The 16751-nt window shown below is 57.1% G+C and carries 16 protein-coding genes; 4 read left to right on the plus strand and 12 right to left on the minus strand.

The window, feature by feature from the left end:
- The first annotated feature begins 271 nt into the window (after nucleotides 1–271).
- A complete protein-coding gene (locus ABJP42_RS14945) occupies nucleotides 272–1039 on the plus strand; it encodes an SDR family oxidoreductase (RefSeq protein ID WP_348341725.1) in 768 nt (255 codons plus the stop codon).
- Here ABJP42_RS14945 and ABJP42_RS14950 read toward each other — a convergent pair.
- The 10 genes from ABJP42_RS14950 to ABJP42_RS14995 all read right to left on the minus strand — a co-directional run bounded on the left by ABJP42_RS14950 (nucleotide 1036) and on the right by ABJP42_RS14995 (nucleotide 11968).
- A complete protein-coding gene (locus ABJP42_RS14950) occupies nucleotides 1036–1908 on the minus strand; it encodes an acyl-CoA thioesterase (RefSeq protein WP_348341727.1) in 873 nt (290 codons plus the stop codon). The two genes, ABJP42_RS14945 and ABJP42_RS14950, sit on opposite strands and share 4 nt — an antisense overlap.
- Before the next feature lie 13 nt (nucleotides 1909–1921).
- Entirely contained in the window at nucleotides 1922–3883 is a 1962-nt protein-coding gene (locus tag ABJP42_RS14955) for an acetoacetate--CoA ligase (protein ID WP_348341729.1), read from the minus strand.
- Nucleotides 3884–5092 (minus strand): serine hydrolase domain-containing protein, encoded by a 1209-nt coding sequence (locus ABJP42_RS14960; RefSeq protein WP_348341755.1) that lies wholly within the window; start codon nucleotides 5090–5092, stop codon nucleotides 3884–3886.
- Nucleotides 5093–5150: 58 nt separating this feature from the next.
- Nucleotides 5151–5915 carry an enoyl-CoA hydratase/isomerase family protein gene (locus ABJP42_RS14965; RefSeq protein WP_348341731.1) on the minus strand — a complete coding sequence of 255 codons (765 nt, stop codon included), beginning with the start codon at nucleotides 5913–5915 and terminating at the stop codon, nucleotides 5151–5153.
- 194 nt (nucleotides 5916–6109) lie between these two features.
- Nucleotides 6110–7141, minus strand: a complete 1032-nt coding sequence (locus tag ABJP42_RS14970; protein WP_348341733.1) for a phosphotransferase family protein — start codon at nucleotides 7139–7141, stop codon at nucleotides 6110–6112.
- 15 nt (nucleotides 7142–7156) lie between these two features.
- Nucleotides 7157–7807 (minus strand): histidine phosphatase family protein, encoded by a 651-nt coding sequence (locus ABJP42_RS14975; protein WP_348341735.1) that lies wholly within the window; start codon nucleotides 7805–7807, stop codon nucleotides 7157–7159.
- 2 nt (nucleotides 7808–7809) lie between these two features.
- Nucleotides 7810–8805: an NAD(P)H-dependent flavin oxidoreductase gene (locus ABJP42_RS14980; protein ID WP_348341737.1), complete on the minus strand. Its 996-nt coding sequence runs from the start codon at nucleotides 8803–8805 to the stop codon at nucleotides 7810–7812.
- Nucleotides 8806–8850: 45 nt separating this feature from the next.
- A complete protein-coding gene (locus ABJP42_RS14985; protein WP_348341739.1) occupies nucleotides 8851–9666 on the minus strand; it encodes an SDR family NAD(P)-dependent oxidoreductase in 816 nt (271 codons plus the stop codon).
- An 11-nt stretch (nucleotides 9667–9677) separates the two neighbouring features.
- On the minus strand, nucleotides 9678–10793 hold the full coding sequence (locus ABJP42_RS14990; protein ID WP_348341741.1) for an acyl-CoA dehydrogenase family protein: 1116 nt from the start codon (nucleotides 10791–10793) through the stop codon (nucleotides 9678–9680).
- Nucleotides 10794–10798: 5 nt separating this feature from the next.
- Complete coding sequence (locus tag ABJP42_RS14995; protein ID WP_348341743.1) at nucleotides 10799–11968, minus strand: acyl-CoA dehydrogenase family protein; 1170 nt, start codon at nucleotides 11966–11968, stop codon at nucleotides 10799–10801.
- 170 nt (nucleotides 11969–12138) lie between these two features.
- Here ABJP42_RS14995 and ABJP42_RS15000 point away from each other — a divergent pair, with 170 nt between their 5' ends.
- From ABJP42_RS15000 to ABJP42_RS15010, 3 genes are all read left to right on the plus strand, one after another.
- A complete protein-coding gene (locus ABJP42_RS15000) occupies nucleotides 12139–13134 on the plus strand; it encodes an NADPH:quinone oxidoreductase family protein (protein ID WP_348341745.1) in 996 nt (331 codons plus the stop codon).
- Between the two features lie 174 nt (nucleotides 13135–13308).
- Nucleotides 13309–13761 (plus strand): type II 3-dehydroquinate dehydratase, encoded by a 453-nt coding sequence (gene aroQ / locus ABJP42_RS15005; RefSeq protein ID WP_348341747.1) that lies wholly within the window; start codon nucleotides 13309–13311, stop codon nucleotides 13759–13761.
- The gene (locus ABJP42_RS15010) at nucleotides 13761–14516 is read left to right on the plus strand and encodes a LuxR family transcriptional regulator (protein ID WP_348341749.1); all 756 of its coding nucleotides are present in this window, start codon (nucleotides 13761–13763) and stop codon (nucleotides 14514–14516) included. The genes aroQ and ABJP42_RS15010 overlap by 1 nt, the downstream gene beginning before the upstream one ends.
- A 519-nt stretch (nucleotides 14517–15035) precedes the next feature.
- On the opposite strand, the gene tsf is transcribed toward ABJP42_RS15010, so the two are convergent.
- Both tsf and rpsB read right to left on the minus strand, forming a co-directional pair.
- The gene (tsf, locus tag ABJP42_RS15015; protein ID WP_348341751.1) at nucleotides 15036–15911 is read right to left on the minus strand and encodes a translation elongation factor Ts; all 876 of its coding nucleotides are present in this window, start codon (nucleotides 15909–15911) and stop codon (nucleotides 15036–15038) included.
- A 91-nt stretch (nucleotides 15912–16002) separates the two neighbouring features.
- A partial coding sequence (rpsB, locus tag ABJP42_RS15020; protein ID WP_348341753.1) for a 30S ribosomal protein S2 occupies nucleotides 16003–16751 on the minus strand: 749 nt, incomplete at its 5' end.

Consider the following 16751-nt stretch of genomic DNA (forward strand, 5'->3'; position numbering starts at 1 on the left):
GACCTTTGCGTGTCTCCAGCGTTCTATTCTGCGGCGTTCCGTGATACTCAGTTGACTATAGACAGCGCCCATGTCGATTCCTCTCATTAGATAACATGATGTTTTCTAACAAGAGTCGCACTTGAAAGTAGCGCGCTCCCCCGCTACAAACTTTATTCCTATAATCGGTATTATGTTAAATAAGCATTGTTCCGTTCCGTCACCCAGGATTGGCAGATTGACTTTGCCCCTATAGCCTTTCCCCAACAAAACCAGGGACAAGGCGAGTGAAATGGATATCAAGGGACGTTGTGTAGTGGTCACGGGCGCCGCGCAGGGCATCGGCAAGGGTCTGGCGCAAAAGTTTTCCGATCTTGGCGCGGCACAGGTCATCTGCGCCGATATTGATCTGGATGGCGCCAAGCTAACAGCAGCCCATATCGGCGGTACTGCGATCCACGTGGATGTACGTCAGGAAGACAGCATCAAGGCGTTGATCGATACCGTTGAAGGCAGCATCGCACCAATCGATCTGTTCTGCTCCAATGCCGGTATTCTGACCATGGGTGGTTTTGAGACCTCCAACGATGAATGGCAAAAGATTTGGGATATCAATGTGATGTCCCATGTTTGGGCAGCCCGGCATCTGGTGCCAAAGATGATGGAACGCGGTGGTGGCTATATGCTGAACACCGCCTCGGCGGCCGGGTTGCTGAACCAGATTGGCGCAGCGCCATATGGGGTCACCAAACATGCTGCTGTTGGTTTTGCCGAATGGCTGGCAATCACCTATGGCGATCAAGGCCTGGGCGTATCGGTACTGTGCCCTCAGGCTGTGCGATCCGAAATGACCCGTGGTTTTGAGGACAGCGTTGCCAGCCTTGACGGCATGCTGGAGCCGGATATGGTGGCCGATTGCTGCGTAGAAGCGATCAAAAACAACGCGTTCCTGGTGCTACCGCATCCACAGGTCAAAGACTACATGCAGGCAAAGGCTGCCAATTATGGCCGCTGGATTACTGGCATGCAAAAGCTCCGGGACCGGTTTATGGGCCGCTAAGGCGTCTGGCGTTTGATCGGGCGCATCAGCCCTTCCTGCGCCACGCTGGCAACCAGCCTGCCCTCACGGGTATAGATGGAGCCGCGGTTAAAGCCGCGGCCACCACCGCCAAAGGGCGAGTCCATGGTATAGAGATGCCAGTCTTCAAACTGCACTGGCGCATGAAACCACATGGCATGGTCCAAACTGGCAGTCATCGCCTCTGGTTTGTGCCAGGTCAGCCCATGCGGACGCAATGCAGACCCCAACAAACCAAAGTCAGAAGCATAGGCCATCAGCACATGTTGCAGCTGCGGCCCTGCCCCTTTGGCAGCTTCCATTCTGATCCACATATGATTGATATCACTGGTGATATCAGGGTTTAGGGGATCGCGTGGTTCAATGTCTCGGATCTCAAAGGGACGCGAGCGGGTGAACTCTGCGCGGTGTTTTTCATCAATGCGATGGGCATGTTGTTGGTGCAGCACGTCCCGCGACTTGAGACCTTCGGGCGGTGGCACATCCGGCATTTCATGCTGATGTTCCCAGCCTTGCTCAATGTGATGAAAAGAGGCCGCGAGGTTGAGGATTTGCCGTCCATTCTGAATTGCGGTCACGCGCCGCGTGGTGAAACTGCCACCATCACGGGCTGGATCCACCTCATAGATCACCGGCTTGCTGGGGTCCCCGGGCCGAATGAAATAGGCATGTAAGGAATGACACAGTCGTTCCGGCACGCTGGCATAGGCAGCAGCCAGCGCCTGGGCAATGACCTGGCCGCCATAAATCCGCATCGGAGTTTCACCGCCAGACCCAATGCCACGATAAAGATTGGTATCCAGCTCCTCCAGATCCAGAAGATTAAGGAGAATACTACCGGAATCAGTCATTTATCACGCCTTTCTAGGCTTGTTTTCGGGCATCTGCATAGGCAATGAAGCGATCAAAACTCTCTGGGTTCACCATCGAGTCCCGGTTCACCACCGTGGCGGGATCCCCCCCAAGTAGCAGCTTTTTCACCGGGACTTCCAGCTTTTTGCCCGAGAGCGTGCGCGGCACCTCTGCCACCTCGATGATCTCATCCGGGACAAAGCGCGCCGAGACAGACTGGCGAATAGCCTGTTTGATCTGATCCTTCTGCGCCTCATCCAGGCTGCCGGGCGTGGTGAGCACCACAAAGAGCGGCATGAAGCTGTCGCGCCCGAGGAATTCCAGATCCACCACCAGACTGTCCTGAATCTCGGCCAGACCTTCGACAGCCTGGTAAATCTCGGAGGAGCCGAGCCGCAGCCCGCGGCGGTTGATCGTCGCATCCGAGCGACCGTAGATCACCGAGCCGCCTTCAGCACTGATCGAAATCCAGTCGCCGTGACGCCAGATCCCGGGATAGGTGTCAAAATAGCTCTCATGCAGGCGCGACCCATCGTCATCGCCCCAGAAAAACAAAGGCATAGAGGGCAAAGGTTCCGTGCAGACCAACTCGCCCACCTCGCCGATCAGTTCCTTGCCAAAGGGATCAAAGGCACGCACCGCATTGCCAAGGATCCGCGCCTGCATTTCTCCGGCCCGCACCGGCAACATGACATTGCCTCCCACAAAGGCTCCGCAAAAATCAGTACCACCAGACACCGGCGCTAACCAGATATCCTCACTCACAGCGCTATAGACCCAATCATAGCCGTCCGAGGTCATCGGCGATCCGGTGGCTCCCAAAGAGACCAGCGCAGAGAGGTCCAGTTCGGCACCGGGTTGAATGCCAGCCTTGGCACAGGCAGTAAAAAAGGCCGCGCCGGCGCCAAAATAGCTCAGCTTTTCCGCCGCTACCCGGCGCCAGATATCCAGCATATCCGGATGGTTAGGGGCGCGATCATATAGCATGACCGTCGCCCCCTGCCCCAAGGCCACCAGCTGCAGGTTCCACATGATCCAGCCCGAGGAGGTCAGCCAGCAGAACCGACTACGCTGATCCAGATCCTGATGCAGCGCTTGCTTGCTACCTTCCAGCAGGACACCTCCATGACCATGCACAATCGGCTTGGGGTTGCCGGTGGTGCCAGAGGAATAGACGATCCACAGCGGGTGATCAAAAGAGACCTGCGCAAAGTCCAGTTCCGCCGGGCGATCAAGCAGATCGGTCCAAAGCACAGAGCCCTGTGTCGCCGGACTGTCGCCAACGGATACAGCGATATGATGGGTCAGGCTTGGCAGCCCTTCGATCACTGTTGCCAGTTCGGCCTCGCGGCTGATCAGCTTGCCGCCATGATGGTATTTGTCCTGATAGATCAGCACCTTTGGCGCGATCTGTTGAAACCGGTCCAGAATGGCGACATGCCCCATGTCCGGCGCACAAAGCGACCAGATCGCACCAATGCTGGCCGTGGCAAGGCAAGCAATAATGGCGCATTCGGTATTGGGCAGCACTGCCGCCACTCGGTCCCCTTGCTCCACGCCCATTTCGCGAAGATGGGCGGCAAGGCTGGCCACCTGAGCCTTGAGCTCCCCACGGCTCAACTCGTTGCGGCCAAAGCTTTCGGAATGGGTGATAAGCGCTTGTTTCTCTGGCTTATCCGCCTCAGCCATCAGGATGTTTTCAGCCCAGTTCAGCCGGGCTCCGGGAAACCATTCAGCGCCGGGCATCACCCGTTTGGTCAGGACACTAGAGGCATATTTGGAGAACTTCAGCCCGGCAAAATCACAAATGGATTGCCAGAACTCTTCGATCTCGGCGACGCTCCAGTCCCACAAATCGTTGTAGCTGGCAAATTCCAGCCCCTTGGTCTGGCGCAGCCAAGATTGATAGGCGGCCATCTTGCTATTGGCGGCACGTTCAACACTGGGGGTCCAGAGGATCGGGTTTTCAGTCATTTAGGTCATGGCTCCATGCACCAGGGCTTTGAGTTCGGCACGGGCCGGATAAGAGCTCGACGGGGCGAGCTGGGTGAAAAACACAACCGAGAGATCCAGCACCGGATCCACCCAGAAGAAGGTCGAGGCCATGCCGCCCCAGCTGAAATCTCCCACCGAACCCGGGCAGCGAGCACGGGCCGGGTCCAGCACTACGGCGCCGCCTAGTCCAAAACCCATGCCCTCCATCGGCTGCTCGGCAAAGCTTTGCGGCCCCATCGAGGCGATATCGCCTGGAAGATGGTTTCTCATCATAAAATCAATGGTTTTTGGTGACAGGATAAAGCCATCCCCGGCCCGTCCACGCCGCCGCAGCATCTCTGCAAACTTCATGTAGTCGTCAATAGTGCCAACAAGCCCGCCGCCACCCGACATCATATCTGCGGTTTCAAAAGGCGAGCCACCATGCAGATCAGTAAGACGCAGAGTTTCGCCGCCGCTTTGGGCAGAATTCAGCGCCATGGCATCACCCGATAGCGGCGTATAGAGCGAGGCAAACCGATTGCCCGCTGTGCGCGGCACCCGAAAAGCAGTTTCAGTCATACCAAGCGGCTGAAAGATCTCGCTCTCAAAGAACTCAGCCAATGTCTGGCCCGAAACCACCTCGATCACCCGCCCCAAGACATCAATGGAAACCGAGTATTCCCAGCGCGTGCCCGGCTGAAACGCCATCGGGTAGCTGGCCAGATGCGCCGCCATCTTGCCAAGATCGCCCTGATTTGGCTTGAACATCAGCTGTTCAGCCTCCATCGCCTGTGGCAGCACGCCGGGATTGAACGGGTAGCTCAACCCGCTGGTATGGGTCATCAGCTCGTGTAGGGTTGGCGACCGTGAGGGTTCAGTCTGGTCAATCGAGGTGGCACCGGGGATCAGCGCCTGCATGTCGGAAAACTCGGGAATAAAATCCGAAACCGGCGCCTCCAGATGAAACAGGCCTTTCTCGGCCAGCATCATCAGCGCAACCGAGGTCACCGGTTTGGTCATGGAGTAGATCCGTACCAGCGTGTCACGGCTGAACTCAAGCCCCTCTTCTACATTGCGCAGGCCGGCCGCATGGAAAAAACGCTCTTCGCCCGCCTGATTGATCAGCAAGGAGCTGCCAGCATATTTTCGTTTATCCACATAGCGTTGTTGCCAGTGTTTCAGGTTCTCCAAACGCGCCTCATCCATACCCTGCATCTTTCTTTTCGCCCCTGTCACCTTATCCCAACCAGTTCGTATCGCCGGGTTATCCCTGATCAATCATCCGCTGCATTGCCTCCTTGGTCTGGCTATTGAACCAGCCCCCTTCAGGCGCATTGCCGCCCGCAGCTATAGCAGCTTTGATCTTTTCTATCGTCTCGCCACGCAGCTGCTGCTTGATCGAGGCATAGGCGATCGAGGGTAGCTCGGCCAATTTGCGGGCCTCGGCCAGGGAGTAGCCGATCAGATCTTCGCGGTCCTCAGCGATGATATCGATGAAGCCAAAATTGCGTGCTGCGATAGGCCCGATGGGCTGACCAGTTAGCATCAACCGGCGCTGGGTGTCTGAATCCAGTGTTGCCTTGGCGATTTCCAGCGGGCCAACCGGGAAATCAGCCCCAACCCGAACCTCGGCCAGACCAAAGGAGGATTTGGTCATCGCAACCCGCCGGTCGCTTGCCAAGACAAAAAACAGCCCGCCCGCAATGGCAGCACCGCCAACACAGGCCACAACCGGTTTTGGACAAGCATAAAGCGCTAGGAACCCCTCGTTGAGCCCCTGCACAATCGCCTGTTGCTGCTCAAGATCAAAACCCTGTGCTTCCTTGAGGTCAAGACCTGCAGAAAACACCTTGAAAGGGCTGGACAAAATAATGGCGCGCACCGCGTCATCCTCTCCCAGACGGGTGATTTCAGCGGCAAAATCCATCAGGAATTCGGCGCTTAGCGCATTGACCGGGCCGCGTCCCAGTTGCAGCTCGACAATTCCATCCCCGTGGTCACGACTGCTGAGCGTTTCTGCCTCTGCCATCGCGGCTCTCCTTTGTATCCAAACATGCCGCTTTAGGCATGGATTTGTTTGACATATTGCGCTGCCCAGCCCCAATGGTCGAGCGATAACAGCTACGTAGAACCACGCATAGGCGCGGGTCCTTCTGCCGGTTCTAGAGGCAAGATGTAAAGAAATGCGCGCAAAAACTGCACGCATTTCACTAGTTTCTAGACTTATTTCCGTAGCGCATCCAGACCACTACGGGCAAAGAGTGAAACAAAGCCCCCCAGTTTGACCGCCCGTTCGGGGTTGGAGGCATTGCCATCCAGCGCGCGTTTCAACACGCCTTGCAAAATGCCGCCCATTCGGAAGAAACTAAAGGAGAGGTAGAAGCCAAATCCGTCGATCCCGGCCATACCGCGCCTCTTGCAATAGGCCTCGATAAAGGCCTGATCTGAGGGCAGCCCCAGCGCGCTGCGATCAATTCCGGCCAGCCCACGCCCCTCAGCGCCCGGAGGCATCTGCCACTGCATGATCACCCCGGCCAGATCGGCATAGGGGTGGCCAATGGTCGACAGCTCCCAATCCAGCACCGCCTGACAGGCGGGGCCCTCGCTGGCAAAAATCATATTGTCGATGCGGTAGTCCCCATGCACCAGCCCGCGCTGGCCGTCATCTTCGGGCATAGCCGCTTCCAGCGCTTGGATCAGCTCGTCCATTTCGGGGATCTTGTCGGTTTCAGAGGCGCGGTATTGCTTGGTCCAACGCGCCAATTGGCGTTCAAAGTAATTGCCCGGCGGTCCATAGTCCGCCAGTCCGACAGCCTCGATATCCACCTGATGCAGGTTCGCCAGGACCCGGTTCATCTCGTCAATGACCTGCCCGCGCTCTTCTGGGCTGGCGCCCGGCATGGTCGGATCGGTGATATTGCGCCCGGCGACGTGATCCATCACGTAAAAAGAAGATCCAATGACATCATCGTCTTCGCACAAGATATGCATCTTGGCGACCGGGACCTCGCTGCCCGCCAGGGCCTTTTGCACCCGGAACTCGCGATCGACTGCATGGGCGGATTTTAACAAAACCCCTGGAGGTTTGCGCCGCAACACATAGTTTCCGGCACTGGTTTTCAACATAAAGGTGGGGTTTGACTGGCCAGTCTCGAATTTGACCACGTCAAAAAAATCGCTGTCAAATCCCGGCAGGCGCCCGCGCAAATAGGTGCCTACGGCCTCCCGATCCAAGGTCTGGGTCTTGGTGCTCATCCTCTTCTGCTCCCGTCAGCTATAGGTCATGAGTGCGGCGCGTTCCAGATTATGGAAATGCGGCACTGAATTGAATTCATGGAGAAAAAACTTATCTCCCGAGAACACGTACCGGCTGGTGGAACTGTTCTTGATCTGCAGGTTCAGCGCAATCATCTGGTCATTGGACAGTTGAAGGCTATTGGCTACCAGCCGCGCAATCGCCCCGCCGGAACTGACCACCAGAACCCGCTCCGCCCCGGGTCGGATGGCAGCGAGGCGCGCCTGTTCGATCCGATCGCAAAAACCCTGCCATGTTTCCCGCGCTGAGGGAATACCACCCAGCTGCCACTCTGCCAGGGTTTCTTTGAGCGCGCGAAAATGGGTTTTGCGGTCGGTAATCACATCTACCAGAGCGGTGCCACCATAGCGGCTGTTCAGCAGGTCGTGGAAATCATATTCGTTCCAACCTGCCTGTTCCTCGACCACGCCATCAAAACCCATCTCTGCCAGAGTTTGCGTTTGCCGCATCAGGCTACCGGTCACCATCCGGTCCGGCACCCAGTCGAGCGCCCGCAGAGTTTCTCCCAGGGCGCGGGATTGCTGCCGCCCCAGGTCGCTCAGCTCGTCATAGTTGGCGGCCCCAAAAGAGGCCTGCCCATGACGTACTATCAGCAGTTCAGCCATTGTCAGCCCGTGAACTCGCGCGCCAGCGCCGAACCAGCCGCCTGATATTCGCTGGCAATGCGGTCAACCAGCTCCCCGGCCGAACATACTGATTTGACATCACCAATACCCTGCCCCGAGCCCCAGATCTCTTTCCAGGCTTTGGGCTTTGACGAGCCGCTGCCAAAATTCATCGAAGAGGAATCCGCAGTTTCCAGATTGCTCGGGTCAAGCCCTGCGTTCTCTACCGATTTCTTGAGGTAGTTACCGGAAACCCCCGTAAACAATGAGGAATAAATGATATCTTCGGCACTGCTGTCGACGATCATATCCTTATAACCCTGCTGGGCATTGGCCTCGTGGGTGGCAATAAAGGGTGAGCCGGCATAGCCAAAATCAGCCCCCAAGGCCCGCGCTGCCAGCAGCGCCTCGCCACTGGCAATGGCCCCGGACAGCGCCAGCGGCCCGTCAAACCAGCTGCGGATTTCACGGATCAAGGCAAAGGGAGACTGCTGACCTGCATGGCCGCCGGCACCAGCGGCCACCGCGATGAGCCCGTCTGCGCCCTTCTCGATCGCCTTTTTGGCAAAGGTATTGTTGATCACGTCATGCAGCACTACGCCGCCACAGCTATGGGCGGCTTCATTGACCTCGGGCCGCGCGCCAAGTGAAGTGATCCAGATCGGCACTTTCCAGCGGTTACAAATTTCCAGATCCCGCTCCAAACGAGTGTTGGAGCGATGCACGATCTGATTCACCGCAAAGGGCGCGGCGGGTTGATCCGGGTTTTCCTGGTTGTGGCGGTCCAGCTCTTCGGTGATCTGCTTCAGCCAGGCTTCCAGCAGAACCGGATCGCCTTCGCCCTCACGGGCATTCAACGCTGGAAAAGCGCCAACAATGCCGGCCTTGCACTGCGCGATGACCAGTTCCGGCACCGAAATGATGAACAGCGGCGAGCCAATCAGGGGGATCCGCAAATTTTGCAGCGCCTTTGGCAGGCGGTCTTGAGTTGAAGACACAGTTTCTTCCTTTTATCAGTCTCTTATTCCCCAAACCTATTGGGGTTAGTCCAGCGCGCTGGCAAAAATATTCTGGCCGGACATCACATTGATGCCGCCCGATATCGGCACAACCGAGCCCGTCACATAGGCACCGCCCTTGCCGCTGAGGAACAGGACCGAGCCTGCGATATCCTCGTAGCGGCCGACCCGGCCCAAAGGCACATCCTTGCCAACCTTGGCGCGTTTCTCCTCATCTTCTGTCACAAAGGCGGTCATGCGCGAGACAAAAGGACCAGGGGCCAGAGCATTTACCGTAACGTTCTTATGCGCCAGCTCCTTGGCCAGCACTTTGGACATATGGATGACCGCCGCCTTGGAGGCGGAATAGCTGTAAGCGCCATCGCCCATCGGCACCTCCCCCATGACCGAGCCGACATTGATCACCCGCGCCGGGTCGCCCGAGGCCCCGCTTTTGATCAGCATCGGCAGCAACCGCCGGGTCAGATCAAAGACGCCGGTTACATTGACCGACATCACCTTTTCCCAGGCTTGATAGGGGAAATCCTTGAGTTCAGCCCCCCAGGTAATCCCAGAGTTATTCATCAAGATATCAAGAGTTTCGGTGCGGGATTTGACCTCTTCAACCAGGGCCTTGATCCCGTCTTCGGTGCCAACATCGCCGCCAAAACCCTCGGCAGTGCCCGGTGCATCCAGCGCATTCAGCTCCTTGGCTACCTCCTCACAGGCAAAGCCCTTGCGCGAAGCGATGAGCACCCGTGCGCCGGCCCGTACCATGGCTTCGGCGGCCATGCGGCCAATGCCGGTGGCGCCGCCGGTGATCAGGGCGGTCTTGCCCGTCAGTGTGAACAGATCCTGCATTGCTCTCTCCCTTAAAATCCGCGCAGCTGAGCGACGCGCCCAGCGTGGTAGCCATAGTCACCCAGCCATTCGGCGGCGACCCTGGCCCGTTTCATGTAAAATCCCATGTCAAAGGCATCGGTCATGCCGATACCGCCATGCATCTGCACGCCCTCTTGCACAGATTTCTGCGCCGTATCGCTGGCGCGGGCCTTGGCGACAGATACCGCCAGAGCGGCCTCTTCTGGGGACTCGTCCAGAATACGCCCGGCGTTGAGCACAGCTGAGTGGGTCAGCTCGATCTCGCACCACAGATGGGCAGCGCGATGTTGCAACGCCTGAAAGCTGCCAATGGTGATGCCAAATTGCTTACGCTCTTTCAGATAACCGGTTGTCAGGGCAAAAGCCGCTTCAGACAGACCTGTGGTTTCGGCCGCCAAGGCCGCCTGCCCGGCCTCAAGCGCAGGCTTCAGCAAGTCATAGCCTGCGCCTGCCTTGCCCAGAAGGGCATCGCCTGAGACTTCGACAGCGTCGAACACCAGATCTGCCGCATCACGACTGTCAATCATCGCCAGCACTTCGCGTTCCAGCCCTTTGGCCTGATTGGCCAAGTCGAACAGACACAGCCCGTCAGCGCTATTGGCCAAAACCAGGATACGATCCGCCTCGCAACCATCTACCACAAAACGTTTCTTCCCGTTCAGGACATAGCCGTTGCCGCGCTTTTCTGCGCTCAGCCCGACGCTCTCTGGAGAGAATTTGGAATTCTCATCCAAGGCCAGCGCATAGGTCAACCCACCCGCAGCGATCTGTTTCAGCTTATCGCGGCTGGCGTCGTCCTGCAGCTGACGCAACAGGGTTGCGGCCATAACAGCTGTGCTGAGGAAGGGGCTGACGGTCAGATTGCGCCCCATTTCCCGGGCCAGCACATGGGCTGCGGCATGGCCCATATCGGAGCCCTCGGCCGCTTCAGGTACCAATACACCCGCCCAGCCCGCAGCTGCCATTTCCTGCCACAGCTCTGGGTCGGATCGACTGCCGCCATCGCGCATCTCGCGCAGGCGGGAAACGGGTGCGGATTTTGCCAGAAAGCCCTTGGCGGCTTCGGACAAAAGGATTTCTTCTTCTGTTTGAGTGAGTTTTGCCATGGTTCTTATCCTGGAAGGTTCAAAATGCGGCGACTGATGATGGAGAGCATCACCTCTGAGGTGCCGCCTTCGATCGAGTTTGCCTTGGTGCGCAACCAGGACGAGGCCGGGGTTTCTCCCCAGGCCAACGCTGCTGAGCCCTCAGCGGCCATGACCAGCTCCAACCGCTGCTTGTTCAGCTCGGTACCCATGTATTTCAACATGGCAGAGGCATCACCAACGCCCTGGCCACCCTCGGCCTGATCCTTGTAGCGTTCTAGGGTCATTTCCAGCGCCAGGCTGTCGACCTCGGCCCGCATCGCCTCACCGCGCAGCACAGGATCGCTCAGACCGGTGTCGCTTTCGGCCAGAACCGCGCCCAGGGGCCGCCCAGAACCCATGACATTGCCGCCATTGCTGATCATTTCGCGCTCATGGGTGAGCAGGTATTTGGCCACATCCCAGCCGCGGTTGATGGTGCCCACCACCTGGGTCTTGGGCACTTCGACATCTTCAAAAAATGTCTCACAGAAAGGTGAGGCACCGGAGATCAACTGGATTGGCCGCGTGGTGATACCTTTGCTGCGCATATCCATCAAAACAAAAGAAATTCCCAGATGTTTCTTGGCCTCGCGATCGGTCCTGAGCAGAGCAAAGATCCAATCCGCCCGGTCCGCATAGGAGGTCCAGATCTTTTGGCCATTGACCAGCCAGGTGTCACCCTGGTCCGCCGCATGGGTCTGCACCCCGGCCAGATCAGAGCCTGCCCCTGGTTCGGAATAGCCCTGGCACCATCGGATTTCGCCACGGGCAATCGGCGGCAGGAAATGTTGTTTTTGCTCCTCGGTGCCGAACTTCAGCAAGGCCGGCCCCAGCATCCAGATACCAAAACTATCCAAAGGGGAGCGCGCACCAATCAGCTGCATCTCTTCTTTGAGGATCTTGTCTTCATCGCGACTAAGACCCGCGCCACCATAGGCCTTGGGCCAGGTCGGAACCGTCAGCCCGCGCGCCGCACAGCGGTCCAGCCAGGTCTTTTGCGCCTCGCAGGAGAACTGCCAGGTGGTGCCGCCCCAGCAGATGCTGTCTTCGCCAGCGGCTCCATCACGCATCTCCGGCGGGCAGTTCTCTTTCAGCCAGCTGCGGATCTCGCTGCGAAACCCAGCAAGCGCAGCTATTGTCTCTACGTCAGCCATAGTTTGTCCCTCTCCCCATACCCGCTGCCGCGCACCTCCCGTGGCGGCAACTTGTTTCACAATGTAGAATTACATTTCGCTATTGCATTGACAACGCGGCTGAGCAGCAGAAGACTTTACGTAATTTTAGGAAACACCAGGCTGCCGCTACGGCACCAGAAGGGCAAGAAATGAAATCCATGCTGAGCACCACCCCCGGTGGTCCCGAAACCCTGGTCTGGACCGACCAGCCTGACCTGACCCCAGGCAAGGGTCAGCTGCTCGTCGAGATCCGCGCTGCTGGCGTCAATTTCCCTGACACTTTGATCATTCGTGACCTCTACCAGATGAAGCCCCCCCGCCCCTTTGCCCCCGGCGGTGAAATCTCTGGCGTGGTTGCCGCAGTGGGGGAAGGCGTCACCGAATTTGAGATTGGTGAGCGGGTGCTGGCGCTGACCGGCCATGGCGGCTTTGCCACTCAGATCTGTGTGGCGGCCAATCAAGCGGTCAAATTCCCCGAAGCGATGCCATTTGAAGACGCGGCAGGGTTTGTCTTTACCTATGGCACCTCCTACCACGCGCTAAAGGACCGCGCCGCCTTGCAGCCCGGTGAAACCCTGCTGATCCTTGGTGCTGCAGGCGGCGTTGGTGCCGCGGCCATTGAACTTGGAAAATCCATGGGGGCCAGGGTGATTGCGGCTGTTTCCTCAGCCGAAAAAGCCGCGTTTTGCGCTTCGGTCGGAGCCGATGAGACCCTGGTCTACAGCCGCGAAATGAGCAAAGAAGAGCAAAAGAATTTCTCCAAGAATATCAAGGCCCTCTCGGGCAAAGAGGGGGTAGATGTTGTCTACGATGCCGTGGGTGGCAACTACGCCGAGCCCGCCCTGCGCGCAATGGCCTGGCTGGGGCGCTATCTGGTGGTTGGCTTCCCGGCCGGCATCCCAGAAATCCCACTGAACCTGCCATTGCTCAAGGGCTGTGATGTGCGCGGTGTTTTTTGGGGGGCTTCGGTGTTTCGCGATCCCAAGGGACATGCCGAGAATATGGCAGAGCTGCAGGCGCTTTATGGCAGCGGCAAAATCAAGCCGCAGATCTGTGAGACCTTCCCTATGACCGAGGCCGCCAAGGCACTGGAGATGATGCAGGATCGCCGCGTTATGGGCAAAGTCATTCTCACCAACAGTTAACTCTATAGCTCCCTCACGGAAACCACCAAAAAGGGCGGTGCTGCAGGCGATGTAGCACCGCCCTTTTGACGTGCGATATTAGCAACATACTGAATAGAAAACGACTTCCCCACACGCGTCATGACATGTGCAAGCAGTGGAATTCATCTAGAGTTTTAGTATGGGGAGAAGATGATGCGAAGCATATTGATTTTGAACGGCCCTAATTTGAACTTGCTGGGCACCCGTCAGCCGGAAGTCTACGGCCGCGAAACACTCGAAATGGTCGAATCCGCCTGTGTGGCCCACGCAAAGAATGTCGGGTTGAAGGCTGAATGCCTGCAATCAAATCACGAAGGGGTCTTGCTGGACGCCATTCACGGCGCGCGCGGTATGCATGGTGGTATTATCCTCAATGCTGGCGCCTATACTCATACCTCAGTTGCCCTGATGGACGCGGTGTTTTCGGTAGAGATCCCAACCGTCGAGGTGCATCTCTCCAATATTCACGCCCGCGAGGAGTTCCGCCATCGGTCTTTTCTGGCCCGCGCGGCTATTGGCCAGATCTGCGGATTTGGAAGCCAGGGCTATCTCTTGGCGATTGATGCCCTGGCCCAAAAACTGTCTTTGCAGGATGGTGCAAACTGATGTCCATCACGGATTACCTGCATTTTGTCTCTGGCGCCAAAACCCTTGAAGAGCTGTGGCACACCCATGTTTTGAAGATGGCCGACTACGGTTTTGACCGGCTGATCTACGGCTATACACGGTTCAAAACGGAAAATTCTCTCGGTGATCCGGATGATTTTGTCATTCTGACCAACCACAGTCAGGACTATATCAACGGCTTTCTTCACCAAGGGATGTATCGTCACGCGCCGATGCTGGACTGGGCAATAGAGAACGAAGGAGCGCGCAGCTGGGAATGGAACCAGAAAATGTACGCCGAAGGTATGCTCACCCCCAAAGCGGAGCAGGTCCTTGCATTCAACCAAAAGATGCATATGACTGCCGGTTATACGATCAGCTTTTTCTCCGCATCCAAGCGCTACAAAGGAGCAATTTCCCTGGGCGGAAAGATCGGAGCTGAGCAGGCCGAGCTGGACAAGGTCTGGGACGAACACGGTGAAGACATCATCCTGATGAACAACGTTGTGCATCTCAAAATCCTCACCCTGCCCTATGAACCACCGAATCGCAGCCTCACCAGCAGGCAGCTGGAGGCGCTGGAATGGGTTGGCGATGGCAAGACAACGCAGGATATTGCGCTATTGATGGGGCTCACATCGGCTACTGTTGAAAAACATTTGCGGCTCGCGCGGATCTCTTTGTCGGTCGAAACCACGGCTCAGGCGGTGCTCAAAGCGGCGCTGCAAAACCAGATGTATGTCGTTGAAACCTGACCAGTTTTAGTTAATTCCAAATATGAAATTTATAAAAAGCTAAACCTTTCCTAAACCCTACCGGAAGCTAACCTAGGGGAAGGTTTCGGTATTCGGGTATGGAAAACACTACTACCCACAGAGGCCAAATTGGGCCAAAATATCCCTGTTCCGTGAGTGGTGGCTTTGGCCTAGGAACTTTGGGAAACGATCCTTGTGATATCAAGGCTCTCGGACCTGTTCGGTTTCTGGCGTGTATTTTTCCGCGCCAGTACCGTGATTAAGAGGGGCCCCATCCATCCCCATCTATGGGGCCTCTCGACACCTCCCCTTCTAGATTTCTCAGAATAAGCTGCGCCTTAATATCCCTTAAGTTGTGCCCCTCCCTGTATCGGCTTTGGGTCATAGGCCCCTTTGCAGCCTCGCTTGGGCGTCAACTCTAAATGAGGTCGATTAACCGGGTCCCGGCCAACAAAAAGGGCTGACGAAAATCGCCAGCCCTTCTTTGGATCAGTATGTTGCTAGACTTAGTACAGAGGCTTAGCCCTGTGCTGCCTTGGCAACCTCAGCTGCGAAGTCTTCTTTTTCAACTTCGATGCCTTCGCCAACTTCCAGACGCACAAAACCGGTGATGGTGGCGCCAGCTTCTTTGGCAGCCGCTTCAACAGTGAGGTCAGGGTTCACAACAAAGGCCTGGTTCAGCAGAGTAGCTTCGGCGACGAATTTCTTCATACGGCCAACGATCATCTTTTCGATAACCGCTTCAGGTTTCCCGGATTCGCGCGCGATATCCATCTGAACCTGCTTTTCTTTCTCAACAACCGCGGCATCCATGTCGGCCTCGGACAGAGCAGCTGGGTTCACAGCAGCAATGTGCATTGCAACCTGCTTGCCAAAGGCTTCGTCGCCACCGGTCATTGCAACCAGCACGCCGATTTTGCCCATGCCAGCAGTTGCGGCATTGTGGACGTAGGAAATGACGGTTTCGCCTTCCAGTGCGGCCATGCGGCGCACGGACATGTTCTCGCCAATGGTGGCGATCTTGTCGGTGATCACGGCTTCGACGGTCTTGCCGCCCATGTCAGCCGCTTTCAGCGCGTCAACATCCGCAACACCCAGGGCAACCTTGGCGATGCCGCCAACCATTTCCTGGAATTCAGCGTTTTTGCCAACAAAGTCGGTTTCGGAGTTCACCTCAACGGCAACACCTTTGCCAGCGTCAACAACAACGGCCACCAGGCCCTCTGCTGCGGTACGTCCGGATTTTTTGGCGGCTTTGGCCAGACCTTTGGTGCGCAGCCAATCAACGGCGGCTTCCATGTCGCCATTGGTTTCAGTCAACGCTTTTTTGGCGTCCATCATGCCGGCGCCGGTGGAGTCGCGCAGTTCTTTAACGAGTGCAGCTGTGATTGCCATCTTTAGGCTCTCCTCAAATCAAAACGGAATTGGGGCAGGTGATACCCTGCCCCGCATGTCAAATCTGTGACAGGTAGCTTAGGCCGGGTGCTTATTCAGCAACGGCTTCTTCTACGGGCGCATCTTCCAGGGCGCCGAGGTCAACACCGGCAGCACCCAGCTGAGCGGACATGCCGTCCAGGGCCGCGCGGGCAACCAGATCACAGTACAGCGAGATGGCGCGCGATGCGTCATCGTTGCCTGGGATCACAAAGTCAACGCCATCAGGGGAGCAGTTGGTGTCGACAACAGCCACAACCGGAATACCCAGTTTCTTGGCTTCGGCGATGGCCAGTGCTTCTTTTTTCACGTCGATGACGAAAAGCAGATCAGGAACACCGCCCATTTCGGCGATACCGCCCAGGGAAGCCTGCAGCTTCTGCTGGTCACGCTCCATGCCCAGACGCTCTTTCTTGGTGAGACCTTCAGCGCCACCTTCGAGCTTCTCGTCGATTTCGTTCAGACGCTTGATCGACTGGGAAACGGTTTTCCAGTTGGTCAAGGTGCCGCCCAGCCAGCGGTGGTTCATGAAGTACTGAGCGGATTTCTCAGCAGCTTCGGCGATGGGGCCTGCGGCCTGACGCTTGGTGCCAACAAAAAGGATGCGGCCGCCTTTGGCAACGGTGTCACGTACCAGCTGCAGCGCCTGGTCCAGCATTGGAACAGTCTGCGTCAAGTCCATGATGTGGATGCCGTTACGTGCACCATAGATGTAGGGTGCCATACGTGGGTTCCAGCGCTGTGTCTGGTGACCAAAGTGTAGGCCTGCTTCCAGCAGCTGGCGCATGGTGAACTCGGGAA

Origin of the sequence: Pseudophaeobacter sp. (genome assembly GCF_039971195.1) — a bacterium.
GTDB lineage: Bacteria > Pseudomonadota > Alphaproteobacteria > Rhodobacterales > Rhodobacteraceae > Pseudophaeobacter.

Bases quoted from the DNA above. Each gene is read 5' to 3' on its own strand.
- tsf (WP_348341751.1), bottom strand. From the start codon at position 15,911: ATGGCAATCACAGCTGCACTCGTTAAAGAACTGCGCGACTCCACCGGC.
- aroQ (WP_348341747.1), top strand. From the start codon at position 13,309: ATGCGAAGCATATTGATTTTGAACGGCCCTAATTTGAACTTGCTGGGC.
- ABJP42_RS14960 (WP_348341755.1), bottom strand. From the start codon at position 5,092: ATGGATGAGGCGCGTTTGGAGAACCTGAAACACTGGCAACAACGCTAT.
- ABJP42_RS14950 (WP_348341727.1), bottom strand. From the start codon at position 1,908: ATGACTGATTCCGGTAGTATTCTCCTTAATCTTCTGGATCTGGAGGAG.
- ABJP42_RS14985 (WP_348341739.1), bottom strand. From the start codon at position 9,666: ATGCAGGATCTGTTCACACTGACGGGCAAGACCGCCCTGATCACCGGC.
- ABJP42_RS14970 (WP_348341733.1), bottom strand. From the start codon at position 7,141: ATGAGCACCAAGACCCAGACCTTGGATCGGGAGGCCGTAGGCACCTAT.
- ABJP42_RS15000 (WP_348341745.1), top strand. From the start codon at position 12,139: ATGAAATCCATGCTGAGCACCACCCCCGGTGGTCCCGAAACCCTGGTC.
- ABJP42_RS15010 (WP_348341749.1), top strand. From the start codon at position 13,761: ATGTCCATCACGGATTACCTGCATTTTGTCTCTGGCGCCAAAACCCTT.
- ABJP42_RS14965 (WP_348341731.1), bottom strand. From the start codon at position 5,915: ATGGCAGAGGCAGAAACGCTCAGCAGTCGTGACCACGGGGATGGAATT.
- ABJP42_RS14995 (WP_348341743.1), bottom strand. From the start codon at position 11,968: ATGGCTGACGTAGAGACAATAGCTGCGCTTGCTGGGTTTCGCAGCGAG.
- ABJP42_RS14990 (WP_348341741.1), bottom strand. From the start codon at position 10,793: ATGGCAAAACTCACTCAAACAGAAGAAGAAATCCTTTTGTCCGAAGCC.
- ABJP42_RS14945 (WP_348341725.1), top strand. From the start codon at position 272: ATGGATATCAAGGGACGTTGTGTAGTGGTCACGGGCGCCGCGCAGGGC.
- ABJP42_RS14955 (WP_348341729.1), bottom strand. From the start codon at position 3,883: ATGACTGAAAACCCGATCCTCTGGACCCCCAGTGTTGAACGTGCCGCC.
- ABJP42_RS14975 (WP_348341735.1), bottom strand. From the start codon at position 7,807: ATGGCTGAACTGCTGATAGTACGTCATGGGCAGGCCTCTTTTGGGGCC.